This is a genomic window from Leptolyngbya sp. O-77, from assembly GCF_001548395.1.
GTDB lineage: Bacteria > Cyanobacteriota > Cyanobacteriia > Elainellales > Elainellaceae > Thermoleptolyngbya.
The window spans coordinates 25160-44833 of sequence record NZ_AP017367.1 but is presented as its reverse complement, the minus strand read 5'-3'; the positions used below and the strand labels follow the sequence as shown (position 1 = coordinate 44833).

At 55.9% G+C, this 19674-nt stretch carries 16 protein-coding genes; 7 read left to right on the top strand and 9 right to left on the bottom strand.

The annotated features are described in order from the left end of the window. Window positions 1-125: 125 nt before the first annotated feature. Entirely contained in the window at window positions 126-659 is a 534-nt protein-coding gene (locus tag O77CONTIG1_RS00190) for a tetratricopeptide repeat protein (RefSeq protein WP_068507054.1), read from the top strand. Window positions 660-814: 155 nt separating this feature from the next. On the opposite strand, the gene O77CONTIG1_RS23090 is transcribed toward O77CONTIG1_RS00190, so the two are convergent. Both O77CONTIG1_RS23090 and pdxA read right to left on the bottom strand, forming a co-directional pair. Beyond that, window positions 815-1036 carry a DUF4327 family protein gene (locus tag O77CONTIG1_RS23090; protein WP_084781909.1) on the bottom strand — a complete coding sequence of 74 codons (222 nt, stop codon included), beginning with the start codon at window positions 1034-1036 and terminating at the stop codon, window positions 815-817. A gap of 238 nt (window positions 1037-1274) precedes the next feature. Further along, a complete protein-coding gene (gene pdxA, locus O77CONTIG1_RS00180; protein WP_068507048.1) occupies window positions 1275-2339 on the bottom strand; it encodes a 4-hydroxythreonine-4-phosphate dehydrogenase PdxA in 1065 nt (354 codons plus the stop codon). A 283-nt stretch (window positions 2340-2622) separates the two neighbouring features. Here pdxA and O77CONTIG1_RS00175 point away from each other — a divergent pair, with 283 nt between their 5' ends. After that, window positions 2623-2715, top strand: coding sequence for a PetM family cytochrome b6-f complex subunit 7 (locus tag O77CONTIG1_RS00175; protein WP_306467093.1), 93 nt, complete (start codon window positions 2623-2625; stop codon window positions 2713-2715). Window positions 2716-2894: 179 nt separating this feature from the next. On the opposite strand, the gene O77CONTIG1_RS00170 is transcribed toward O77CONTIG1_RS00175, so the two are convergent. Further along, window positions 2895-3266: a metalloregulator ArsR/SmtB family transcription factor gene (locus tag O77CONTIG1_RS00170; RefSeq protein ID WP_317134171.1), complete on the bottom strand. Its 372-nt coding sequence runs from the start codon at window positions 3264-3266 to the stop codon at window positions 2895-2897. A gap of 251 nt (window positions 3267-3517) precedes the next feature. Between O77CONTIG1_RS00170 and O77CONTIG1_RS00165 the strand changes: the two genes are divergently transcribed. After that, window positions 3518-4663 (top strand): SDR family oxidoreductase, encoded by a 1146-nt coding sequence (locus tag O77CONTIG1_RS00165; protein WP_084781907.1) that lies wholly within the window; start codon window positions 3518-3520, stop codon window positions 4661-4663. A 65-nt stretch (window positions 4664-4728) separates the two neighbouring features. On the opposite strand, the gene O77CONTIG1_RS00160 is transcribed toward O77CONTIG1_RS00165, so the two are convergent. Continuing rightward, window positions 4729-5634, bottom strand: coding sequence for a 4-hydroxybenzoate solanesyltransferase (locus tag O77CONTIG1_RS00160; protein WP_317134170.1), 906 nt, complete (start codon window positions 5632-5634; stop codon window positions 4729-4731). Between the two features lie 179 nt (window positions 5635-5813). On the opposite strand from O77CONTIG1_RS00160, the gene O77CONTIG1_RS00155 reads away from it, so the two are divergent. Together O77CONTIG1_RS00155 and O77CONTIG1_RS00150 are read left to right on the top strand one after the other, a co-directional pair. Next, on the top strand, window positions 5814-6320 hold the full coding sequence (locus O77CONTIG1_RS00155) for a thiol-disulfide oxidoreductase DCC family protein (RefSeq protein WP_068507037.1): 507 nt from the start codon (window positions 5814-5816) through the stop codon (window positions 6318-6320). A gap of 114 nt (window positions 6321-6434) precedes the next feature. Next, window positions 6435-7145, top strand: coding sequence for a Uma2 family endonuclease (locus O77CONTIG1_RS00150; protein ID WP_068507036.1), 711 nt, complete (start codon window positions 6435-6437; stop codon window positions 7143-7145). A gap of 68 nt (window positions 7146-7213) precedes the next feature. On the opposite strand, the gene O77CONTIG1_RS00145 is transcribed toward O77CONTIG1_RS00150, so the two are convergent. Together O77CONTIG1_RS00145 and O77CONTIG1_RS00140 are read right to left on the bottom strand one after the other, a co-directional pair. Beyond that, window positions 7214-10387 (bottom strand): efflux RND transporter permease subunit, encoded by a 3174-nt coding sequence (locus O77CONTIG1_RS00145; protein WP_068507035.1) that lies wholly within the window; start codon window positions 10385-10387, stop codon window positions 7214-7216. A 127-nt stretch (window positions 10388-10514) separates the two neighbouring features. After that, entirely contained in the window at window positions 10515-11789 is a 1275-nt protein-coding gene (locus O77CONTIG1_RS00140; RefSeq protein ID WP_068507033.1) for an efflux RND transporter periplasmic adaptor subunit, read from the bottom strand. 451 nt (window positions 11790-12240) lie between these two features. On the opposite strand from O77CONTIG1_RS00140, the gene O77CONTIG1_RS00135 reads away from it, so the two are divergent. Both O77CONTIG1_RS00135 and O77CONTIG1_RS00130 read left to right on the top strand, forming a co-directional pair. Continuing rightward, window positions 12241-14688 carry a M48 family metalloprotease gene (locus tag O77CONTIG1_RS00135; protein WP_225894653.1) on the top strand — a complete coding sequence of 816 codons (2448 nt, stop codon included), beginning with the start codon at window positions 12241-12243 and terminating at the stop codon, window positions 14686-14688. Window positions 14689-14877: 189 nt separating this feature from the next. Beyond that, entirely contained in the window at window positions 14878-15861 is a 984-nt protein-coding gene (locus tag O77CONTIG1_RS00130; protein ID WP_068507030.1) for an alpha-ketoacid dehydrogenase subunit beta, read from the top strand. Window positions 15862-16204: 343 nt separating this feature from the next. Here the strand turns inward: O77CONTIG1_RS00130 and O77CONTIG1_RS00125 are convergent, their stop codons facing one another. The 3 genes from O77CONTIG1_RS00125 to O77CONTIG1_RS00120 all read right to left on the bottom strand — a co-directional run bounded on the left by O77CONTIG1_RS00125 (window position 16205) and on the right by O77CONTIG1_RS00120 (window position 18876). Then, window positions 16205-16492, bottom strand: a complete 288-nt coding sequence (locus O77CONTIG1_RS00125; protein ID WP_068507025.1) for a hypothetical protein — start codon at window positions 16490-16492, stop codon at window positions 16205-16207. A gap of 555 nt (window positions 16493-17047) precedes the next feature. After that, on the bottom strand, window positions 17048-17197 hold the full coding sequence (locus tag O77CONTIG1_RS26495) for a GGDEF domain-containing protein (RefSeq protein ID WP_084781905.1): 150 nt from the start codon (window positions 17195-17197) through the stop codon (window positions 17048-17050). Next, window positions 17194-18876 carry a GGDEF domain-containing protein gene (locus O77CONTIG1_RS00120; RefSeq protein WP_068507022.1) on the bottom strand — a complete coding sequence of 561 codons (1683 nt, stop codon included), beginning with the start codon at window positions 18874-18876 and terminating at the stop codon, window positions 17194-17196. Before O77CONTIG1_RS00120 ends, O77CONTIG1_RS26495 begins: the two co-directional genes overlap by 4 nt. Window positions 18877-19674: the final 798 nt, after the last annotated feature.

Here is a 19674-nt window from a genome sequence, read left to right as displayed (position 1 = left end):
AAGAAAGCGGCTGGAGCGTCACCAAACAGGTCTTTGCATCCCCGTTTCAATGGGATATTGGTCGCTCTGGGTCGAATTAAATCTATCGGATTCAGTCTAATTTATTTTGGTCAAAGTTAAAGGTTATGGACGATAGCTTGCTGCCCGTTGTCTATCTCAGTGTGCTGGTGGCGCTGCTGGCGATCGCGGGTATCTTCCTGTTTCGCCAGGTGCTCAGAACGCGCAAGGTCGAAACTGCCCTGACGCGCCTGCAAAACAAGCTCACCAAGGGCCCTGGCACAGCGCAGGAATACTATGAACTGGGCAGCATTTATCTGGATAAGAAGCTTTACTCGCAGGCGATCGCCCAGTTCCAAAAAGCGCTCAAGTCCAAAGACCTGACAGAACCCGAAAACGCTGCCTTGGTCTACAACGCGCTGGGCTATGCCTACGCCGCTCAGGAGCAATATGACCTGGCCATTCGCCAATACAAAGAGGCTCTAGAAAAGCAGCCCAAGTATGTGACTGCCCTGAATAATCTGGGCTTTGCCTACGAGAAAAAGCAGTTGGTCACGCAGGCGATCGAGGCCTATGAGCAAGCGCTGGCCATTGACCCGAAAAACGGCACTGCCAAGCGGCGCACCGAGTCCCTCAAGCGGCGCGTCGCCACGCCTGCCTAGTCTGTGCTGATCGAACTGGGTTCCGTTTCGTGCTGAACAAAAAACCGGGGCACTCCGCCATTATGCGTAGAGATCCCCGGTTGATTTTTTTAGGTTCCGTAGTTACACGGTTGTGCCGCTAGAGTCGCTCCAGAAGGTTCTGAAGCCAGGTTTGCCTAGTCGTTGTCCCACTCCTCATGGCCAAGCAGATCGCCGATGCGATCGCGCAACAAAAAATCACACTTTTCAAGCTCGCACTCAACGCAGGCCCACTCGCGGGCAGGAATATATTTGCAGAGGACGTAGATGGGCTGCTGACGGCTGACAATCCCTTTTTGAACCAGTTGACGGGCTTCGTCTTGAAGGAGATCCATAGAGTATTGAACGGTTTGGAGCATGATTTCGACCTCTGCGCTAGAACTATCGAAACGTCGTGAGTGCTTCAAGCATGACTGACCTACGTAGGAACACTCAACGAAACACTCTGTATCAAAAGTTAGCGTTTATTTACAATCAGTGTTACCTTTTGTATTTCAGTATACTGAACCATCTCTATTCTCACGCTACTTCTTCGGCAATGAGATTAAAAAATATTAAAAAGTCACGAAATCATCACATTGTAATGATACGAACTTACTAAGTTTGGAGCGGCTGTGGAAATATCAGCCGTTTTGCGGATAGGCCGATCGCTAGCAAGATTGCTGCTTTCATGCTGCTCGCATCAGCAACGCCCTGACCTGCTATGTCGAAGGCGGTGCCGTGGTCGGGCGAAGTCCGCACAAAGGGCAGCCCGATTGTGGTGTTGACGGCGCAATCAAACGCCATCAGCTTGACGGGAATTAGCCCCTGATCGTGATACAGCGCCAGGTAAGCGTCATGGGTCTGCACCGGACGCGACGTGCCAAACCACGCCTGCCCTGGCCGCACCCAGAGCGTGTCTGGCGGAATGGGGCCGTCTAGTGTCAGGTGGGGATGCTGCTGCCGCATTTGGTGAATCCAGGGGGTCAGCCACTCCAATTCTTCGCGCCCGAGCTGGCCCTGCTCGCCGCTGTGGGGGTTCAGTCCGGCGATCGCCACTCGCGGCTGCAAAATTCCAAAATCGTCCCGCAGGCTGTCAATCAGCAGCCCCAGCTTGCGCGTCATCAGATTGGGCGAGAGGGCATCGGGCACCTGCCGCAGGGGAATGTGCGTCGTTGCCAGCAGCGCCCGCAGCGTCCAGCCTGTGTGGGGCGATCGCCCAACAAACATCATGCCAAACCGCGTTACCCCTGCCTGCTCTGCCAGCAGCTCCGTTTGCCCCGGATAGACGTGACCCGCCGCTTTCCAGGCAGACTTGGCGATGGGCGCAGTCACAATGCCGTCAAACTCACCTGCTAACGTGTGGGCGATCGCCGTTTGCAAAAACCGAAAACTGGCCTCGCCGCTGGCAGCACTTTCCTCTCCGGGCGCAATTTGGGACATCAGCGCCGAGTCGAGCGGCACCTCCAGCAGGTCGAGCGTAGAGAGGTCGGGGAGGTGGGAACATCCTGCCTGCACGAGGCGATCGCACGTCTGCTCCAGCAAAACGCGATTGCCGACTAGCGTGATTTTGCTGGGCTGTTCTGGTGGCTCGGTTGTCAAGTCCATCAGTGCCTTCAGGACGACTTCTAAACCAATTCCCGCCGGATCTCCCAGGGCGATCGCCACTCTTGGCTGCACCATTTTCTTCTCCTGATAAACGCTACAAATCCTGCCCCAAACGGCAACCGCTGTTCCAAAAACCGACGAAAACCCAAAACCAATCCACCAAACGGGCTGCAAACTGCCTTAAAATGCATGTTGCAAGCCTTGGCACACTTGCCCAAAACTGAACCCTGATCCATGCATCTCTATTTATGCAGCATTTCGCTCAAGGTCGTTGCGGGCAAGTTGCTGCCAAGCCAGAGGCTCCCAGACCCACTCAATCGCACTTAATTAAGGAGATATCGAAAACATGAGCGGTGAAATGCTGAACGCAACCTTTCTGTCCTTTACCCTAATTTTGGTGGGGCTGGCTTTAGGCTTTGCGCTGCTTAAGCTCCAGGGCGGCGAAGAGTAATTTAGAGTAATTTCAGGTTGGCTGGCCTGGTTCGTTTGAAGATTGCGCGGTTTCCGTCGATTAGTCACGAAACACCGCCCACGAGAAACCAGGCAGCCCTACCCAACCTTTCCCAAAACCCAAAATCGCAAACCCAAAATCGCAAATCTAAAATCCAACGCCCTTAGCTATCCTCTGGCTCATCCCAGATGCTCTGCCACTTCTCGATACAGGTTTAAGACGTGGCTGTCTTTCAGGTAATAGAACACATTGCGCCCCTGCTTGCGATAGCTGACCAGTCGGAGCGATCGGAGCGATCGCAACTGATGAGACACCGCCGACTCGCTCATCCTGACCACCGCTGCCAAGTCGCAGACGCATAGCTCCTGTTGTGCCAGTGCCGACACAATCCGCAGCCGATTGGCATCTCCCAGCAGCGCAAAAAATTCTGCCATCCGCTGCGCCTTTTCGACACTCAGCAGCCCCCGCTGCGCCTGCCGCACATGCTCCAGATCGACCGGATGCTCCGTCGCGCAACTGGGGCTATCTTCTGGAAAAGACTCGCTCACCACTGCTCGGATCGGAGAGGAATTCCTCTGGGACACTGCTTTGGGCATAGGTCTGAGGGGTAGGCTTTAATGAAGATTTTACAAACTGAAAGCCGCTTTGCAGCCTGCACAACACAGGTGAAGCTCTCTCTAGCCTAGCAACTTGCCTACTATTCAGCGCGTCTCGCAAAAAAACGGATTCTCTAGCGGGCCGAAATATTAGAGAATGAAAGGTGTATCTTATAAAAAGTTAACGATTTCGGACGAAGTCTATAATGACGTTACTCGTGGTCGGTGCAACAGGCACCCTGGGCAGGCAGGTCGTTCGTCGCGCATTGGATGAAGGTTATCCAGTGCGCTGTCTGGTGCGAAGCTTCCGCAGAGCTTCGTTTCTCAGGGAATGGGGCGCAGAACTGGTGCTGGGAGATTTGTGCGAACCAGAGACATTGCCCCCTGCCTTTGACGGGGTAACGGCGGTCATTGACGCGGCCACGGCTCGTGCGACAGATTCGCTCGGTGTGCGACAGGTCGATTGGGAAGGACAGGTGGCGCTGATTCGAGCGGCAAAGCTGGCAGGGGTCGAGCGCTTTATCTTCTTCTCTATCCTGGATGCCGAGAAATATCCCGACGTGCCGCTGATGGAAATCAAGCACTGCACCGAGCAGTTTTTGGCAGAGTCGGGGCTGAACTATACGGTTCTGCGGACGGCTGGCTTCATGCAGGGGCTAATCGGGCAGTACGCCATTCCCATCCTGGAAAAGCAGGCCGTCTGGGTGACGGGGGAAACGTCGCCGATTGCCTACATCGACACGCAAGATTTAGCCAAATTTGCGGTGCAGGCGCTGAAAGTTCCCGAAACGGCTAACCGCACGTTTCCGGTGGTAGGGTCGCGGGCTTGGGGCGCGTATGAGATTATCCGCCTGTGTGAGCGTTTGTCGGGGCAGGAATCCAAAGTGTCTCGAATGCCGCTGGGGCTGCTGCGGGCCGCCCGCAAGATCGCCCGATTCTTTCAGTGGGGCTGGAACCAGGCCGATCGCCTCGCCTTTACTGAAGTGCTGGCTACGGGTAAACCACTGACCGCGCCGATGGAAGAAACCTATCAAGTCTTTGGCATTGACCCGAAGGAACTGACGACCCTGGAAGGCTACATGCAGGAATACTTCAGCTTGATTATGAAAAAGCTGAAGGAAGCAGAATACGAGAAGGAAAAGGCGAAAGAAAAGGCGATGAAGCGCAAAAATGAAGCGATCGCCCTTCAAAAAAAGTCGAAGAACCCAAGCCCTAGTGAGGGTTTAGAAGGTGTCACTTTGCAGTACCTGTGCAGAAGGGGGGTTGGGAATCAGCTTCCTAACCCTTTTCGGGGTTTCCGCCCCAAAAGTTATCTGGTGTTATCTCAATTTTCCTTAGGGCACTCCGAATGAACTTGCCGGAAGCCCCACAGACGCTCGACGGGCCATCAAAAATCCAAAATCCAAAGCCAAAAATCTCAAAGAAAGCCGAGGGCCATGCCTAACAGCAGCACAAAGCCAACCCAGACATTTTGCCGGAAGATTTGACCAAAAAGAGCGGGGTTTGGAGCGGTGGTGCGGGTGTGGCGGAGGCGGAAGTATTGCCAGACCCAGAGGGCGATCGCCCCTGCTAGCGCAATCCAATACCCCCAGCCTAGCGCCATTAAGCTACCGAGCTTCCCAAGCAGCACCGCCGTCGCTGTGAAAAATGCGCCCACTGCCTGCGCCGCATATCGCCCAAAGAAAATCGCGCTAGAGTTGACCCCGACTCGCAAATCATCGTCCCGGTCGGCCATGGCGTAAACCGTATCAAACCCCAGCGTCCACAGCACCGTTGCCCCCCACAGCAGCCAGGTTTCTAGCTCCAGCGTGCCCGTCACCGCGCTCCAGCTAATCAGCACGGCAAAGCCCCACGCCAGCGACAGCACCAACTGCGGCACCGGAAACACCCGCTTGGCCAGCGGATATAGCACGATGACCGGAACCGCCGCCACGCACAGCCAAAAGCTGAGCGGGTTCAAATACAGCGACAATCCGTAGGCGCAGAGCATCGACACCAGCGCCACCACAATGCCCGTCCGCACCGACAGCGCCCGCGAGGCCAGGGGCCGGGTTTTGGTGCGCTGCACCTGTGGATCAATGTTGCGATCCCACAGGTCATTAATCACGCAGCCCGCCGCGCTGGTGGCCAACGTCCCCAGGACAATCACCCCAATTAAAATCGGCGGCGGATTGCCCCGCGCCGCCAACACCACCGCCCACAGTGCCGGAATCATCAAAATCAGCCGTCCAGCGGGTTTGTCCCAACGCAAGAGGCGTATCACCTTCAGCCAAGTGGGTTGGGGTTGGGGCGAGGGATGAGTCACCATAGGTTGAGTTGCCAAGAGCGTTGGGGAATGAATGCATTTATCCTTAGCCTACAGGGTCGCAGGCGATGGCGGAAAGATGAAGAAATGAGGAAGTCGAGAATCCGGTCTGGAACCAGATTCGCCCCCACTCAGTTTCTAGATATTCAGTTTCTAGAATAGAGATAACGACAAATTCATCAAGTTATCGGAGCGCTATGACTGACGTTCGCAATCCTTCCTTCCCAGATGCTACGAGTCCGTCAGCCAGCGCACCCTATTTCGTGATTTACGACGGCAACTGCAATCTCTGCGTTAATCTGGTGAAACTGCTGGAATCGCTGGATCGCGGTCAGATGTTTCGATATGCGCCAATGCAGGATGAACCGACGCTGGCGCAGTTTGGTATTACTCCACGGGATTGCGAACTGGGGATGATTTTGCTGCGGGCGGATGCGCCGGAGGTACGCTGGCAGGGCAGCGACGCGGCGGAAGAAATTGGGCGACTGCTGCCGCTGGGCAACGGATTTGTCGCGGCCTATCGGGCGCTGCCGGGGGTGAAGTGGGCGGGCGATCGCCTCTATGAACAAGTCCGCGACAACCGCTATGCCCTGTTTGGCAAGCGCGATCGCCTCTATCAGTCTGCCTATCCGATTTGCGGGCTGGGCGACTGCAACTTGCAGCCAGATCTACCCCAGCCAGACACCGTCGGCAGCTCGAACTAGCCATCCAAAATTGCCAATCTAAAATCTAGAATGGCCCAAGCTGTTCGTTAGAATAGCGCCATCTCTTTCGATGCTTCGAAAGTGCCGCTTCAAGAGTGCCCTAGAGAGTAGCCAATGGTGTTGCAACATCCTCAACAGCCTGCCCGCTCTGTGCCAATGCCGCCGCTAGAAAGTGGCGATCGCCTCACCCGCGCCGAGTTTGAGCGCCGCTATCAGGCAACCCCGGAGCATTTCAAAGCAGAACTCATTGAAGGAGTGGTTTACGTAGCATCTCCAGTCCGAACGTTTCATGGCAACCCGCATTTCAATCTCATCACCTGGCTAGGGGTCTATAGCGTGGCAACGCCGGGTGTCAGCGGATCAGACAATACGACCACTCGGCTGGACATGGACAACGAACCCCAGCCGGATGCGCTGCTGCGGATTGAGGTGGGCGGAACCTCCACGATTAGCGATGACGGCTATATCGAAGGCGCACCAGAACTCGTCGCAGAAATTGCCACCAGCAGCGCCGCGATCGACCTGGAAGCCAAGCAAAACGCCTATCGCCGCAATGGCGTGCAGGAGTATTTGGTCTGGCAAACCTTCGAGAATCGCCTGAGCTGGTTTCGCTTGCAGGCAGAGGAATATGTCCTGGTGGAACCCGATGCGGAGGGCATCATTCGCAGCAGCGTGTTTCCAGGGCTGTGGCTGGCCGCGCCCGCGCTGCTGGAGGGGCGGATGATTGAGGTGCTAAATGTGCTGCAAGCGGGGCTGGCTGACCCGGCGCATCGAGCGTTTGTGGAACTGCTGGATGGGCGATCGCCAACAAGCCGCACCACCTAACAAAAGGGGGTTGCACGGCTTGTTTCGCAATCATTCTTACTTTACGTTATCTCTGCGTCGTCTCAGCGTTATTTCTGCGTGGCCGACAGCGGTTCCTCCAAATCTTCAAAATCGGCAGGCGGTGCAGGCAGCGCAGGCATGAAGCGATCCGTCAGCTTTTTCACGATGATGTACAGCACGGGAACCATGAACAGGCTGAGGAAGGTAGACAGCAGGTAGCCGCCAAAAATAGCCGTCCCAATCGAGCGACGACTGGCGGCTCCGGCTCCGGTGGCAATCATCAGCGGGAAAAAGCCCACCAAACTGGAAAAGCCCGTCATCAAAATCGGGCGCAACCGTTCTTGAGCGGCTTCGATCGCCGCTTTGGTGATGGGCAAGCCTTTCTCGCGCAACTGATTAGCATATTCCACAATCAGAATTGAGTTCTTACTCGCCAGACCGATCAGCATTACCAGACCCACCTGGGAATACACATCATTAGCTTGCCCCCGGAGGAACTGCGCCCCCAGCGCCCCCAGCACCGCCAGCGGCACAGCAAATAAGATAATTGCCGGATCTACAAAGCTGCCATATTGCGCCGACAGCACCAGATACACCATTACTAGTCCTAGGGCAAACAGCAGCGGCGCTTGCCCGCCCGACTCAATTTCCTCCAGGGCGGTGCCGGTCCACTCAAACCCCAGGCTGGGTGGAAACACCTGCTGGGCGACCTGCTCCATTGCGGCGATCGCCTGTCCAGAACTCCGGCCCGGCGCCGCGCCGCCCTGCACCGAAATCGACCTCAGCAGGTTGTAGTGCGTGATCGACTGGGCGCTGGTGGTCGGGGTCAGCGTTACCAGGTTGCCGAGGGGCACCATGCTGCCGGAAGCAGACCGCACATACAGTTGGTTCACATCCTCTGGCTGGGCGCGAAACTGTTCGTCTGCCTGAACATACACGCGATAGCTGCGCCGATCCAGCGTGAAATCGTTCACATAATCAGACCCCAAGAAGCTCTGGAGCGTCGAGAAGATGTCGTCAAGATCCACGCCCAAGGACTTGGCCCGCTCCCGGTTTACATCCACAACCAACTGCGGCGTGCTGGCGGAATAGGTAGAAAACACCGCCTGCAAATTGGGATTTTGATTCGCCGCCCCCATCAGCGCGTAGAGATAGCCCACAAACTCATTCAGGGGCATATTGCCCCGGCGATCCTGCATTTCTAGCTGGAAACCGCCGAAGTTGCCCAATCCCTGAATTGAGGGCGGGTTCAGCGAGAAAATTCGGGCTTTGGGCATTCCGAAGAACTTCATCTGGATTTGCCCGATGATTGCTTGGACAGATTGCCCGGGGCCTTTGCGCTCTTCCCAAGGCTTCAGCAGCGTGAACATAATACCTTGGTTGGGCGCAACGCCTGCAAAGCTAAAGCCCGTTACGGCAAAGTTCGACTCTACTTCAGGAATCTTGCGTACCTCAGCCGAGGCTTCATCCAGAATTTTCTTGGTGTAGTTGAGGGACACGCCTTCCGGAGCCTGCACCAGCGTAATGAAATAGCCCTGATCTTCCTCTGGCAAAAAGGCTCCGGGAACCGTGCGATAGACCCAGGCCGTGGCCATCAGCGCCAGCACAAACCCGGCCAACACCCAATACTTCAACTGAGACAACACCGTGAGCGATCGCTGATAGCGCTGTCGAATTCCATCCAGCCACTGGTTAAACCGCTCAAACTGTCGCCCCAGCCAGCCCTGGTGGTCGGAGCGCGGCCGCAGCAGCAGCGCCGACATCGCAGGCGAAAAGGTCAGCGCATTGAAGGTAGACACCACAATTGAAAAGGCGATCGTCAGCGCGAACTGGCGGTAGATCGCGCCCGTCGTGCCAGGAAAAAACGCCACCGGAACGAACACCGCCATCAGCACCAGTGAAGTCGCAATCACCGCGCCGGACAGTTCTTTCATGGTTTCGGCTGCCGCACGGAATGGATTCATGCCGCGATCTTGCACCTTGGCGGCGATCGCCTCCACCACCACAATCGCGTCGTCCACGACCACACCCGTCGCCAGCGTCAGACCAAACAAGGTCAGCGTGTTAATCGAGAAGCCGAATATCTTGGTGAACACGAAAGTTCCAATCAGCGCAACCGGAATGGCGATCGCCGGAACCAGCGTAGTGCGCCAATCCTGCAAGAAAATGAACAGCACCAGCACCACCAGCAGGATAGCAGTGATTAGCGTATACACCACATCTTGCAGGGAAACCTGCACAAAGCTGGTAATGTCAAACGCCACGGCGTAGTCAATTCCAGGCGGAAAGGATCGCTTCAAGTTTTCTAACTCTTTGCGAACAGCAGCCGTTGTCTCTAGCGCATTGGAACCGGAACGCTGCGTGATGCCTAAACCGATGGATTCAACATCGTTATAGGTCAAGAAAGTTCCATAATTCTCTGCACCCAGTTCCGCCCGTCCTACGTCTTTCAGACGCACCAGGTTGCCGCCTTCACCAGTTTTCAAGACCAGATTTTCAAATTCTTCGACGGACTTGAGCTGGCTATCGGCCCGCAGGTTGATTTGATATTCCTGATTCGGATCAGCAGGCTGTTGCCCCAGTTGTCCTGCGCCCACCTGGAGGTTTTGTTCGCGAATGGCGCTGGTGACATCCTGCACCGTTAGCCCCCGTGCTGCTAGCCGCGCCGGATCAAGCCAGAGGCGCATGGCGAACTTGCGCTCGCCGAAAATCTGAATCGAGCCGACCCCCGGAATCCGCCGCAGGGCTTCCACCATGTACAGGTCAGCGTAGTTACTGAGGAAGAGGCTGTCGTATTCGCCGTTGGTGGGGTAGAGGGCGATCGCCATCAAAAAATTACTCGACGACTGCTCCACCGTAATCCCAGTGCGGGTCACCAGTTCTGGCAAACGAGGCTCGGCCCGCGCCACTCGGTTCTGCACGTTCACCGCCGCAATGTCGGGATCTTGTCCCGCCGCAAAGGTGACGGTGATCTGGCTGGTGCCGTCGCTGCCGCTGCTAGAACTCATGTAGCGCAGCCCGTCCACGCCATTGATTTCCCGCTCCAGGATATTGGTCACGGCGCTTTCGACCGTTTCCGCATCTGCACCCGGATAGTTGGCCGTCACTACCACCTGCGTCGGTGTGATGTCAGGAAACTGGGCGATCGGCAGCGTCGGCAGCACCACCAACCCCAAAAACACCGTGATGATGGCGCAAACTAGCGTAAAAACGGGTCGTTTGATGAAAAAGTTGGCAAACATGAGGGGTGGGAATGAGGGGTCAGGGGTCAGGGGTCAGGCATACAAGTCGCAACAAGAGGAGAGTTTGGGCTGGTTGGAATGCTAGCGTTCATGCAAAACCGAACCCCGAATCCCAAACCCTGAACCCCTACTGCGCCATCGCCTGAGCAGGCATAATCGGTGCGCCCTCGGTAAGGTTTAACACGCCCGACACAACGACTTGCTCACCGGGCTGCACGCCGGAAATCACCTGATAGCTGTTGCCCTGGATGCTGCCCAGTTGCACGAGGCGTTGGCGGGCGACCTGCATCGGCGGCTGTCCGGGTTCGGCAGGGGGCGCGGGCTGGTCGGGGTTGGGTTCGGCTGCTTCGGCGACGTAGACGAAAGTTTGTCCAGCAATGCGCGTGACGGCGGCAGTGGGTACTAGCAGACCGGGCTGGCTGCTCCAGATGACGCGGGTGCGGACGAGTTGCCCGTCGCGCAGGCTGCCGTCGTTGCTAAAGCTGGCCTTGGCCAGAACCGACTGCTCACCGCTGCTGACCTCCGGCGAAACGAAGCTGATGCGTCCGCGCAGGGCAGGCTGTCCCTGTTCGTCCAGCATTTCGACCGGAAGTCCGACCCGGAGCTGGCGCGATCGCTCGATAGGCACGGCAATGTTCAAATCCAGCGTACCGTTCTGAATAATGCTGGTGAGCGTGGTGCTAGGTGTTACCAGGTCGCCCACCTTCACCGGGATATTGCCGACCACGCCCGCAATCGGCGAAAGCACCTGCCGATCTTGCAAATCCTCTACGGCAACGTTGCGATCTGCCTGGGCGCGGGCAATTTGGGACTCGGCTTCGCGCAGCGAGGCTTCGGCAGCCTGCACGTTTTCTTCGGCTGCCCGACGGCTGGCGATCGCCGTGTCGCGGGTATTTCGCGCTCGGTCTAGCTCTTGCCGCGACAGTGCGCCGGCCGACACCAGCGATTCGATGCGGCGATAATCTGACTCCGCCAGCGTGACATCCGCTGCTGCGCGGGCAACATCTGCTTCGGCCGCTCGCAGCCGTGCAATGGCTGTATTTCGAGATGACTGTGCCGCTTCTAGATCGGCGATCGCCCCGCTCACCTCTGCGCGGCTGCGATCAGCCCGCAGTTGCACAATCGGGGTTCGCGCCTGCACTACATCCCCCGGACGCACAAAAATTTCCACCACACGCCCATCGGCTTCGGGGCGCAGCACAACCCGATCTTCCGCCTCCAGCGCTCCGACAAACTCTGAAGTTTCTACCACCGTGCTGGCCTGCACCGTTTGCAGTTCTACAGGCATTGGTGGCGGCCCGCCCTGCATTCCTGGCGAACCGCCCCGGCAGGCCCCAGCCGCTACCGACAGCAGCAGCGCAGCACTAAACAGCGAACCTCGACGCAACACCTTCACGCTCATATTGAAACCTGAAATTAGCGAAATAAACCCCAAACAAAGACGTGAACACTCTAGTCACGAAATGCCGCTGGAACTGCGTTGCTAGCGCCAAACCATAACAATCAAGAAGTCACCAAGCGCTATCTCAAAAATCCCAACTCAAAAACTCCAACCTGAAAGTTTCAACCTGAAAGCTTCAAAGCCGTGCGCTCAGGATTTTCACAGCGATTTTCACGATTCTCTTTTGCAAATCTAAATATTGATTCATGTATCGCGGGAATGGTTAAGTAATTTAGCGGGATCGCCCTGCTGCGGCATCCTCCAATCGGGTTACTCCCATCAGGCTTTGGGGTTGGGGCAGGCTCCGGGAAAGCAAGTTTTGGCGATGAAGAATACGGAAGATTCCCAGATGGGAATCCTAGAGGTGTCGTGTTCAATTTGATACCTCATTGTTTTTTGAGGAGTACGAGTCATGACGGCCGAGAACCTCCTGAAATCGGGCATTCAAGCAGTCAAACGGCAGCAATATGCAGCGGCGATTCAAGCGCTGATGGCTTGCTGCCAGTCCACCGATCGCCAGTCCAAGCTCTATTTCCAGGCGCAGATGTGGCTGGTGCGGGCTTATTACGACGGTGGGCAGGCAGAGCGGGCGATCGCCCTTTGTCAGCAGCTCAGCACCAACGCACCGCCCCAAGTGCAAACCTGGGCCAGAAACCTGTTGCCCACACTATCTGCTGCGCCTGCAATCGGCCCGGAAACCGCTGGCTCGGCCGCCACCGACGCGCCCACTGCCGACCTGCCCACGCTCAGTGCCGAGGAAGCCCTTGACCTGTTCAATCGGGGCAACCACGCGCTGAAAACCAAGCGCTTTGTCGAAGCCGTTGAGCATTTGGAAACGTACTGCCGATCCGCCGATCCGCATCATAAGGATTTCGCACAGGCGCAGATGTGGCTGGTCAAGGCTTACAACGGCAATGGGCAGACCGAAGCGGCGATCGCCCTCTGCCGTCGATTGCTGCACCACGAAAAAGAATTCGTGCAGCTCTGGGCCCGCCAATACCTCAACACGCTGGCTCCCGAACCCGAAGCCGAAGCAACCCAACTCGAAGCACCCCTCACCAACGCAGCCAGCCTGCATCCCAAAATCCAAACTCCAAACTCCAAAACCCAAAATGCCCAACCGTCCGCCCTCAGCCCCACCAAAACCCGCGCCCCTCGCGGTGGAGTCTCGCTAGTGATGAAAGGCGTGGCCAGCAGCCTGGCCCTGGCATCGGGCATGACGATCACGCTGCTGTTTGGCATGGTGTTTGCGCTGTGCCTGGCGCTGCTGTTTTTGCATGGCAGCAACAACCCCACAGCGGGGCTGGGTCTGGCGCTGATGGCAACCCTGCTCTTCAACGCCATTATCTTTTTCCTGTCGCCGCTGATTATGGATGCGGTGCAGGGCTGGCTCTATGGCACGCGCTGGGTCTCGCTGTCGGATATTGAGCGGCGCAGTCCAGAAGCGGGCCGCGTCATCCGCACCGTTTGCCAGCAAAAGAAGCTTTCGCAGCCGCGCCTGGGGCTAATTCCCGACGACAACCCCACTGCCTTTACCTACGGCTCGCTGCCCAACACGGCGCGAGTGGTGGTGAGCCAGGGCTTGTTTAAGTACCTGGACGATGACGAAGTGGCCACGGTCTACGCCCACGAACTCGGCCATGTCGTGCATTGGGACTTTGCCGTGATGACGCTAGCGGCAACGCTGGTGCAGATTATGTATCTGCTTTACTTGTATCTGCGAGAGGCGCAGGACTGGCTGGGCGACAGCGAAATGGCGCGACGGCTCAAGCTGGGGACGCGGAGTGTGGCGATCGCCGCCTACGTGTTCTACGTTCTAGGCGAATATCTGGTGCTGTATCTGTCGCGCACGCGAGAATATTACGCCGACCATTTTGCCGCCGAGGTGACGGGCAACCCCAACGGACTGTCGCGGGCGCTGGTGAAAATCGCCTACGGCATTGTGGAAGAGGGACAGCGCAACCCCCAGCCCAGCAAGGTGCTGCAAGGCACTCGCACGCTGGGCATTGCCGACAGCAGCAGCGCCGGATTCACAGGCACGGCCTACCGCGTGGCAGCAAGCCCGGTGCAGGTGGGGCGCGTCTTTCTCTGGGATATGTTCAATCCCTGGGCGGCCTGGATGGAGCTAAATTCCACTCACCCGCTGACGGGCAAGCGCGTCCGCGCCCTCAGCACCTACGCCGAACAGCTTGGGCTGGGTGCAGAGTTTGACATGGCGCAGGTGGTGCGTGAAGGGCGCGGGCTAAACAAGACGCGGCTCTATGGCAACTTTGTGCTGGATGTGCTGCTGTATTGGGCGGACTGGATTGGCTTTGGGCTGGGGCTGATCGTGGCGATCGCCCTCTACCAAAGCGGTGCGAGCAACCTGGGGGCGATCGCCGCGCCTGCACTGCTGGGCGGCGGCATCGGGCTGCTGTTCAAAACCTTCGTCATGTATCCCGACTTCAACCGCGCCCCGGCGATGGACATACTCACGCTCATGTCTGACCCCTACGCCAGCCCGCTGCGGGGTCGTCCGGTCAAGCTAAGCGGCGAAATTATTGGTAAAGGCGACTCTGGCTATGCCTATGGTTCAGAACTCAAGCTGCAAGACCCGACGGGGATGATCTTACTGCGCTATTCGTCCCGCTTTGGGCCGCTGGGCAACTTCTTGTTTGGCGCAAGTCAGGCCGAAAGCTTCATTCACCAGTCCGTCCATGCGCTGGGTTGGTTCCGACGCGGCATGATACCCTGGGTAGACCTGATTCGGCTAGACTGCCCTGCCAAGTGGACGGTTCGCAGCTATCACCGCTTTTGGAATCTGCTGTTTGGGGCGCTGCTGATTGGGCTGGCGTTTGTGCTGCCGTCGGTGCTGGCCTAGAGCGCGGCGCAGGCGGCAACGCTGGCGGGAATCTATCTTGTACCGATTGGCGATTTTGGATTGGCGAGTTTGGCTAGCCAGTCAAGCCTCGGTCGCTTCTCTCGTCTAAAAGTGCATCGCTTGCAAAAAGATGAGAGACAACCAGGGTATGATTCTAGATTGAGTGATTTACCAAAATTAGCAATTCCAATGGCAGAAACCCTCCTGTTCAACGCCCTGCGTGAAGCAATTGACGAAGAGATGGCGCGTGACCCGTCCGTGTTCGTGTTGGGCGAAGACGTGGGGCACTATGGTGGCTCCTACAAAGTCACCAAAGACCTGTACAAGAAATACGGCGATTTGCGCGTGCTGGATACGCCAATTGCCGAAAATGCCTTTACGGGGATGGCCGTCGGGGCGGCGATGACGGGGCTGCGTCCCATCATCGAAGGGATGAACATGGGTTTTTTGCTGCTGGCGTTTAACCAGATTGCCAACAACGCCGGAATGTTGCGCTATACCTCCGGCGGCAACTTCAAGATTCCGCTGGTGGTGCGCGGGCCGGGCGGCGTGGGGCGGCAGCTCGGCGCAGAACATTCCCAGCGGCTAGAGGCTTATTTTCAGGGCGTGCCTGGGCTAAAGATGGTAGCCTGCTCGACTCCCTACAATGCCAAGGGATTGTTAAAGTCTGCTATTCGCGATGACAACCCTGTGATCTTCTTTGAGCATGTGCTGCTTTATAACCTGAAGCAGGATTTGCCAGAAGAAGAATACCTGCTGCCGCTGGACAAAGCAGAGACCGTGCGCGAAGGCAGCGACGTGACCATCCTGACCTATTCGCGGATGCGCCACCACGTGATGCAGGCGGTGAAGACCCTGGAGAAAGAGGGGTTTGACCCGGAAGTGATTGACCTGATTTCGCTGAAGCCGCTGGACTTTGAGACGATTGGTGCATCAATTCGCAAGACCCATCGTGTGATCATCGTGGAAGAATGTATGCGATCGGGCGGCATCGGCGCAGAAATTACGGCATCGATTAACGATCGCCTCTTTGATGAACTCGATGCGCCTGTAATTCGCCTTGCGTCGCAGGATATCCCCACGCCCTACAACGGCACGCTAGAGAATCTGACGATTGTGCAGCCTGCCCAAATTGTGGAAGCGGTGCAAAAACTGGTAGCGCTGAAGGTTTAATGATCGCGCTTCCTGCTAAAACAACCCACTAAAACAGAACCACAGCGTATGTCCTGTGTATGTCCTGATGAGCAGCGAGAAGCTTTCAGGGCAGTCTGCGTGATCCATTCCGGTGAAATGCAGAAGAAGACTGGCGTGTGACAGCGCCCCGACGCAGTGACAGTTGGGCGATCGCCCAAACAGAGTTTTCCTTTTGTGGCTTCTGAAACGCAGAGTGGGTGGGGCGATCGCCCAGCGAGTAAGAACAGCATTAGAGAGGTTAGCGACTCAAAAAGCCTTGAACGAATCAAAAAGCCTTGAACACTGTCACAAGGCTGGCTACAAAGCCCCAGATCGAAACAGCCTACGGAAAAGTGAGCTTGGACGGATCAACGACTAAGCTGCTAATCAAGACCCCTTTCACCAGAATGTTAATCTGGTGGGCAATGCGGAGTTCCGAAATCGGCTCCTTGAGCAAGTCTTGAGCAGCAAGGAGGGTTTCGGCGACCTGGCGATCGCGACACTCGATTCGCAGCACGCCCCAGCGGCGAGACAGTCGGCAAGCCTTTAGCCCCTGCAACTGTCGTAGTTCGGCCGGGTTCTCTCGATAGAAGTCGAGGATGAGTCGAGTGAGTTGGGCAAACCAGTTCATTGCAGCGAACCCCTAAAGATGGATTTATTAAGGCAGCACACCTGCAACCGCTCCCCAGCGATCGCCCATCCTCTTTTGCAGCTACCTATTCGGTAAAACGCAAGATTCTGGGGAAACACCTGAAGAGATCGCGCAACTGCGCTTCTTTTCAATACTTTTATTCAAGCGCAGATCAAAAACTCAAACGATGGATTGCAAAAAGATTTAATGCGTGAATTCCTAAAAAAGGGTTTCAAACAGCCTGAAACGGTCTTGGTGCAAGGACTTCTGGAGATTTCTCTGAAGTGATGAAACGTAACAATATAGGCTCGTTTCTTTAAGAAATGAATCTCTAAAAATCGGAACTTTGCTTTCATTTTTGTTACGAAGTTTGATATTTCAATTTGTAAATAAGCTCTGCGAATACTAATAAATTTCGTAACGTCTTGAGTTTAATTAAATTAAGCAATCTGTACCGATACTCCTGTCAGTACTTATACTCCTGTCAGTACTTAATTGATACTTAATTTGTCCACTTATTTGTCCTGCTAGAGTTGCTGCATCTGCGAAGCCTGATTAGGGCATGTCAAAGTCCCGGTAGACCACCGTGCGGTTTCGTCCCCGTCGCTTTGCGTTGTAGAGCGCTTGGTCGGCCTGCGCCATCAGGGCTTCAATGGTTTGCGTAGAGGTGGGAATCTGGCTGGTGACACCAAGGCTAACCGTCACGACTTGCGCGACGCGAGAATACTCATGGGCGGATGCCCAGCGCCCTGGATGCCGAGGCGAATTTTTTCGGCGATCGCCCGCCCCCCTTTAATATCTGTGTTGGGCAAAATCACGCCAAACTCTTCGCCGCCGTAGCGAGCGATCAAATCTGCCGGACGCTGCACGAAGCACTTGGCCGCTTGAGCCAGTTGACGCAGGCAGTCGTCGCCTTCCTGGTGGCCGTAGCAGTCGTTGTAGCGCTTGAACTCGTCTACGTCGAACAAAATTAGCGAGAGAAACTGCTGGTCTCGCAAAAGCCGATTCCACTCCTGGGTGAGGTGTTGGTCAAAGCAGCGGCGATTGGCGATTTGCGTGAGTCCGTCAATGTTGACGAGGGCTTCTAACTCCTGATTGGCTCGAATCAGCATCTCTTCGGCCTGTTTTTGCCGGGTAATGTCTTGCATTTGCGCCAGCAGGTAGAGCGGATTTTGTTGTGCATCTCGTACCAGCGATACGCTCAGCAGTGCCCAGATGATTTCTCCACTCTTGCGGATATAGCGTTTTTCCATCTGAAAGGAGTTTCGCTTGCCGTCGATTAATTCCTGCACCATCGCTGAGTCAGCAGCCAAGTCTTCGGGGTAAGAAACGGCATGGAACGTGAGCGATCGCAGTTCGTCTTCGGTATAGCCCAGCAGATCGCAACAAGCAGCGTTGACCGCTAGAATCTGGCCGTTGAGGGCGGTGATGGAACTGCCCACAGCGCTGTAGTCAAAGGCGGCGTGAAATCTGGCCTCGCTCTGGCGCAGCGCGTCTTCTGCGGCTTTGCGGTCGGTAATATCGCGAATCATCGTCAGCGCTTCAGTGGCGCTGTAGGGCACAATGCGGACTTCTTCATGCTGGAGGCGATCGCCAAACCAAACCTGCTGCTCGTAGACCTGAATCTGCTGCGTGGCAAAGGCCGCTTCTAGATAATGCAGCTTGCGCTGGGCGACCTCCGGCGGCAAAAGCTGGGAAATATGCATTCCCACCGGGTTAATGTCTGGTGGAATCAGGTCAATCAAATAATTCGTCTTGAGATAATTCAGATAAATGCCCTGGGGACTAACGCGAAAAACCAGGTCGGGAATGGCGGCGAGCAAGGCCTGTGTTTCCGATTCTTGGCGCTGCAAGACCTCTGTTTTTTGGGTGATTTCCGACCGCAGGGCGTGGCTTTGGGTGACGAGCGATCGCTCGACCTGTCGTCGCAGGGTGATGTCCTGAAACACAACAATGCAGCCCAGCACTTCGCCTTGGCTGTTGCACAATGGCACTGCCCGCGCCTCCAGCAGCAGCGATCGCCCTGCACAGGGTATTTCCAGATCGTCGGCTGTGCAGCTTTCGCCGCGCAGGGCGCGAGAGCTTGGCAATGCTTGGGTAGCATACGGCCGCCCCGTACCGGCCTTCAAGATTGGACGGGTGTCTTCTAAGGAGGAACCTAGAGACACGCCAAGCATTTCCCGCGCCATTCGATTCAAAAATGCAGCGCGGCCACCTTGTTGATAAATTGCAATGCCCAGCGGCAAGGGGTCGAGCCATGCAGACACTAGCGAAAGGCCGCCCAAATAGGCAGTGGATGTCAGGAGTGGACTTGCTGGGTTGTCATCAAGAGGGCGATCGCACGAGAGTGCCCGGAGCCACTGTTCAAACTGAGAATGATTCATAGACCGCACTCGGCGGATACATACCCCTGGTAAAAACGACTAATCCAGCATCTTCGCTCGTCTTCGCTCGAATGAAGCAGCTTTAATTCCTATATAGAGCAAGCTTGTTCTTCTGTATTGTTCCCAAAGAGTCGATTTGGTCAGAATTTTAGAAAATTAGATTTTAATACTCAGATTAGATTCATCTCGGTAATTTATCGGCGATGTGCCGAGCGGTTGCTGAGGTTTACTAGGTCATGCTCCCAGTAATTATCCTGAGTTTCTCAAAACTTCCCAGAATTGTGGCGAGCGTCCTGCATTAAGCGTAGGCACCCAGAGCGCTTGCAGAAGCTTCTAACAATCTGCTAAAAATCCCCTTAAACTTAGACTTTTATTGTATGTTAGCTTTGCACAAAGCCAGAAGTGTTGAATCTCGATACACAACTTTACAAACCTGGAGATTTTTGGCGAGTTTGAGCTTCTGTTAATGAGAATGGGGTCAATAGTCAGACCAATTCGGTATCACCAGCACCAACGCACAACTTGGCACTACCCGCCAAAATCTTAAGATTCAACACTTGTGGCACAAAGCCTATCCCCGAAAGCCGATACCCATAGGAAGGTGCCCGGCCAAGCCGGTATCTCAACCAAGAGCGATCGCTCCCCGCGTTGCAAAACCTCTGGCAGGGGTCTCCGCAAAATTGCTAACACTCGTTCTGATACCTGGTCTCATGCTGCGCCTCATACCCTCCTCCGTAAAATCTCTGAGGGCATTCGCGCGTGCAGGGGGGCAATCTTTGAGGCTTCTTAAAACGCCAG

Bases quoted from the DNA above. Each gene is read 5' to 3' on its own strand.
- O77CONTIG1_RS00190 (WP_068507054.1), top strand. From the start codon at position 126: ATGGACGATAGCTTGCTGCCCGTTGTCTATCTCAGTGTGCTGGTGGCG.
- O77CONTIG1_RS23090 (WP_084781909.1), bottom strand. From the start codon at position 1,036: ATGCTCCAAACCGTTCAATACTCTATGGATCTCCTTCAAGACGAAGCC.
- pdxA (WP_068507048.1), bottom strand. From the start codon at position 2,339: ATGGTGCAGCCAAGAGTGGCGATCGCCCTGGGAGATCCGGCGGGAATT.
- O77CONTIG1_RS00175 (WP_306467093.1), top strand. From the start codon at position 2,623: ATGCTGAACGCAACCTTTCTGTCCTTTACCCTAATTTTGGTGGGGCTG.
- O77CONTIG1_RS00165 (WP_084781907.1), top strand. From the start codon at position 3,518: ATGACGTTACTCGTGGTCGGTGCAACAGGCACCCTGGGCAGGCAGGTC.
- O77CONTIG1_RS00155 (WP_068507037.1), top strand. From the start codon at position 5,814: ATGACTGACGTTCGCAATCCTTCCTTCCCAGATGCTACGAGTCCGTCA.
- O77CONTIG1_RS00150 (WP_068507036.1), top strand. From the start codon at position 6,435: ATGGTGTTGCAACATCCTCAACAGCCTGCCCGCTCTGTGCCAATGCCG.
- O77CONTIG1_RS00145 (WP_068507035.1), bottom strand. From the start codon at position 10,387: ATGTTTGCCAACTTTTTCATCAAACGACCCGTTTTTACGCTAGTTTGC.
- O77CONTIG1_RS00140 (WP_068507033.1), bottom strand. From the start codon at position 11,789: ATGAGCGTGAAGGTGTTGCGTCGAGGTTCGCTGTTTAGTGCTGCGCTG.
- O77CONTIG1_RS00135 (WP_225894653.1), top strand. From the start codon at position 12,241: ATGACGGCCGAGAACCTCCTGAAATCGGGCATTCAAGCAGTCAAACGG.
- O77CONTIG1_RS00130 (WP_068507030.1), top strand. From the start codon at position 14,878: ATGGCAGAAACCCTCCTGTTCAACGCCCTGCGTGAAGCAATTGACGAA.
- O77CONTIG1_RS00125 (WP_068507025.1), bottom strand. From the start codon at position 16,492: ATGAACTGGTTTGCCCAACTCACTCGACTCATCCTCGACTTCTATCGA.
- O77CONTIG1_RS00120 (WP_068507022.1), bottom strand. From the start codon at position 18,876: ATGAATCATTCTCAGTTTGAACAGTGGCTCCGGGCACTCTCGTGCGAT.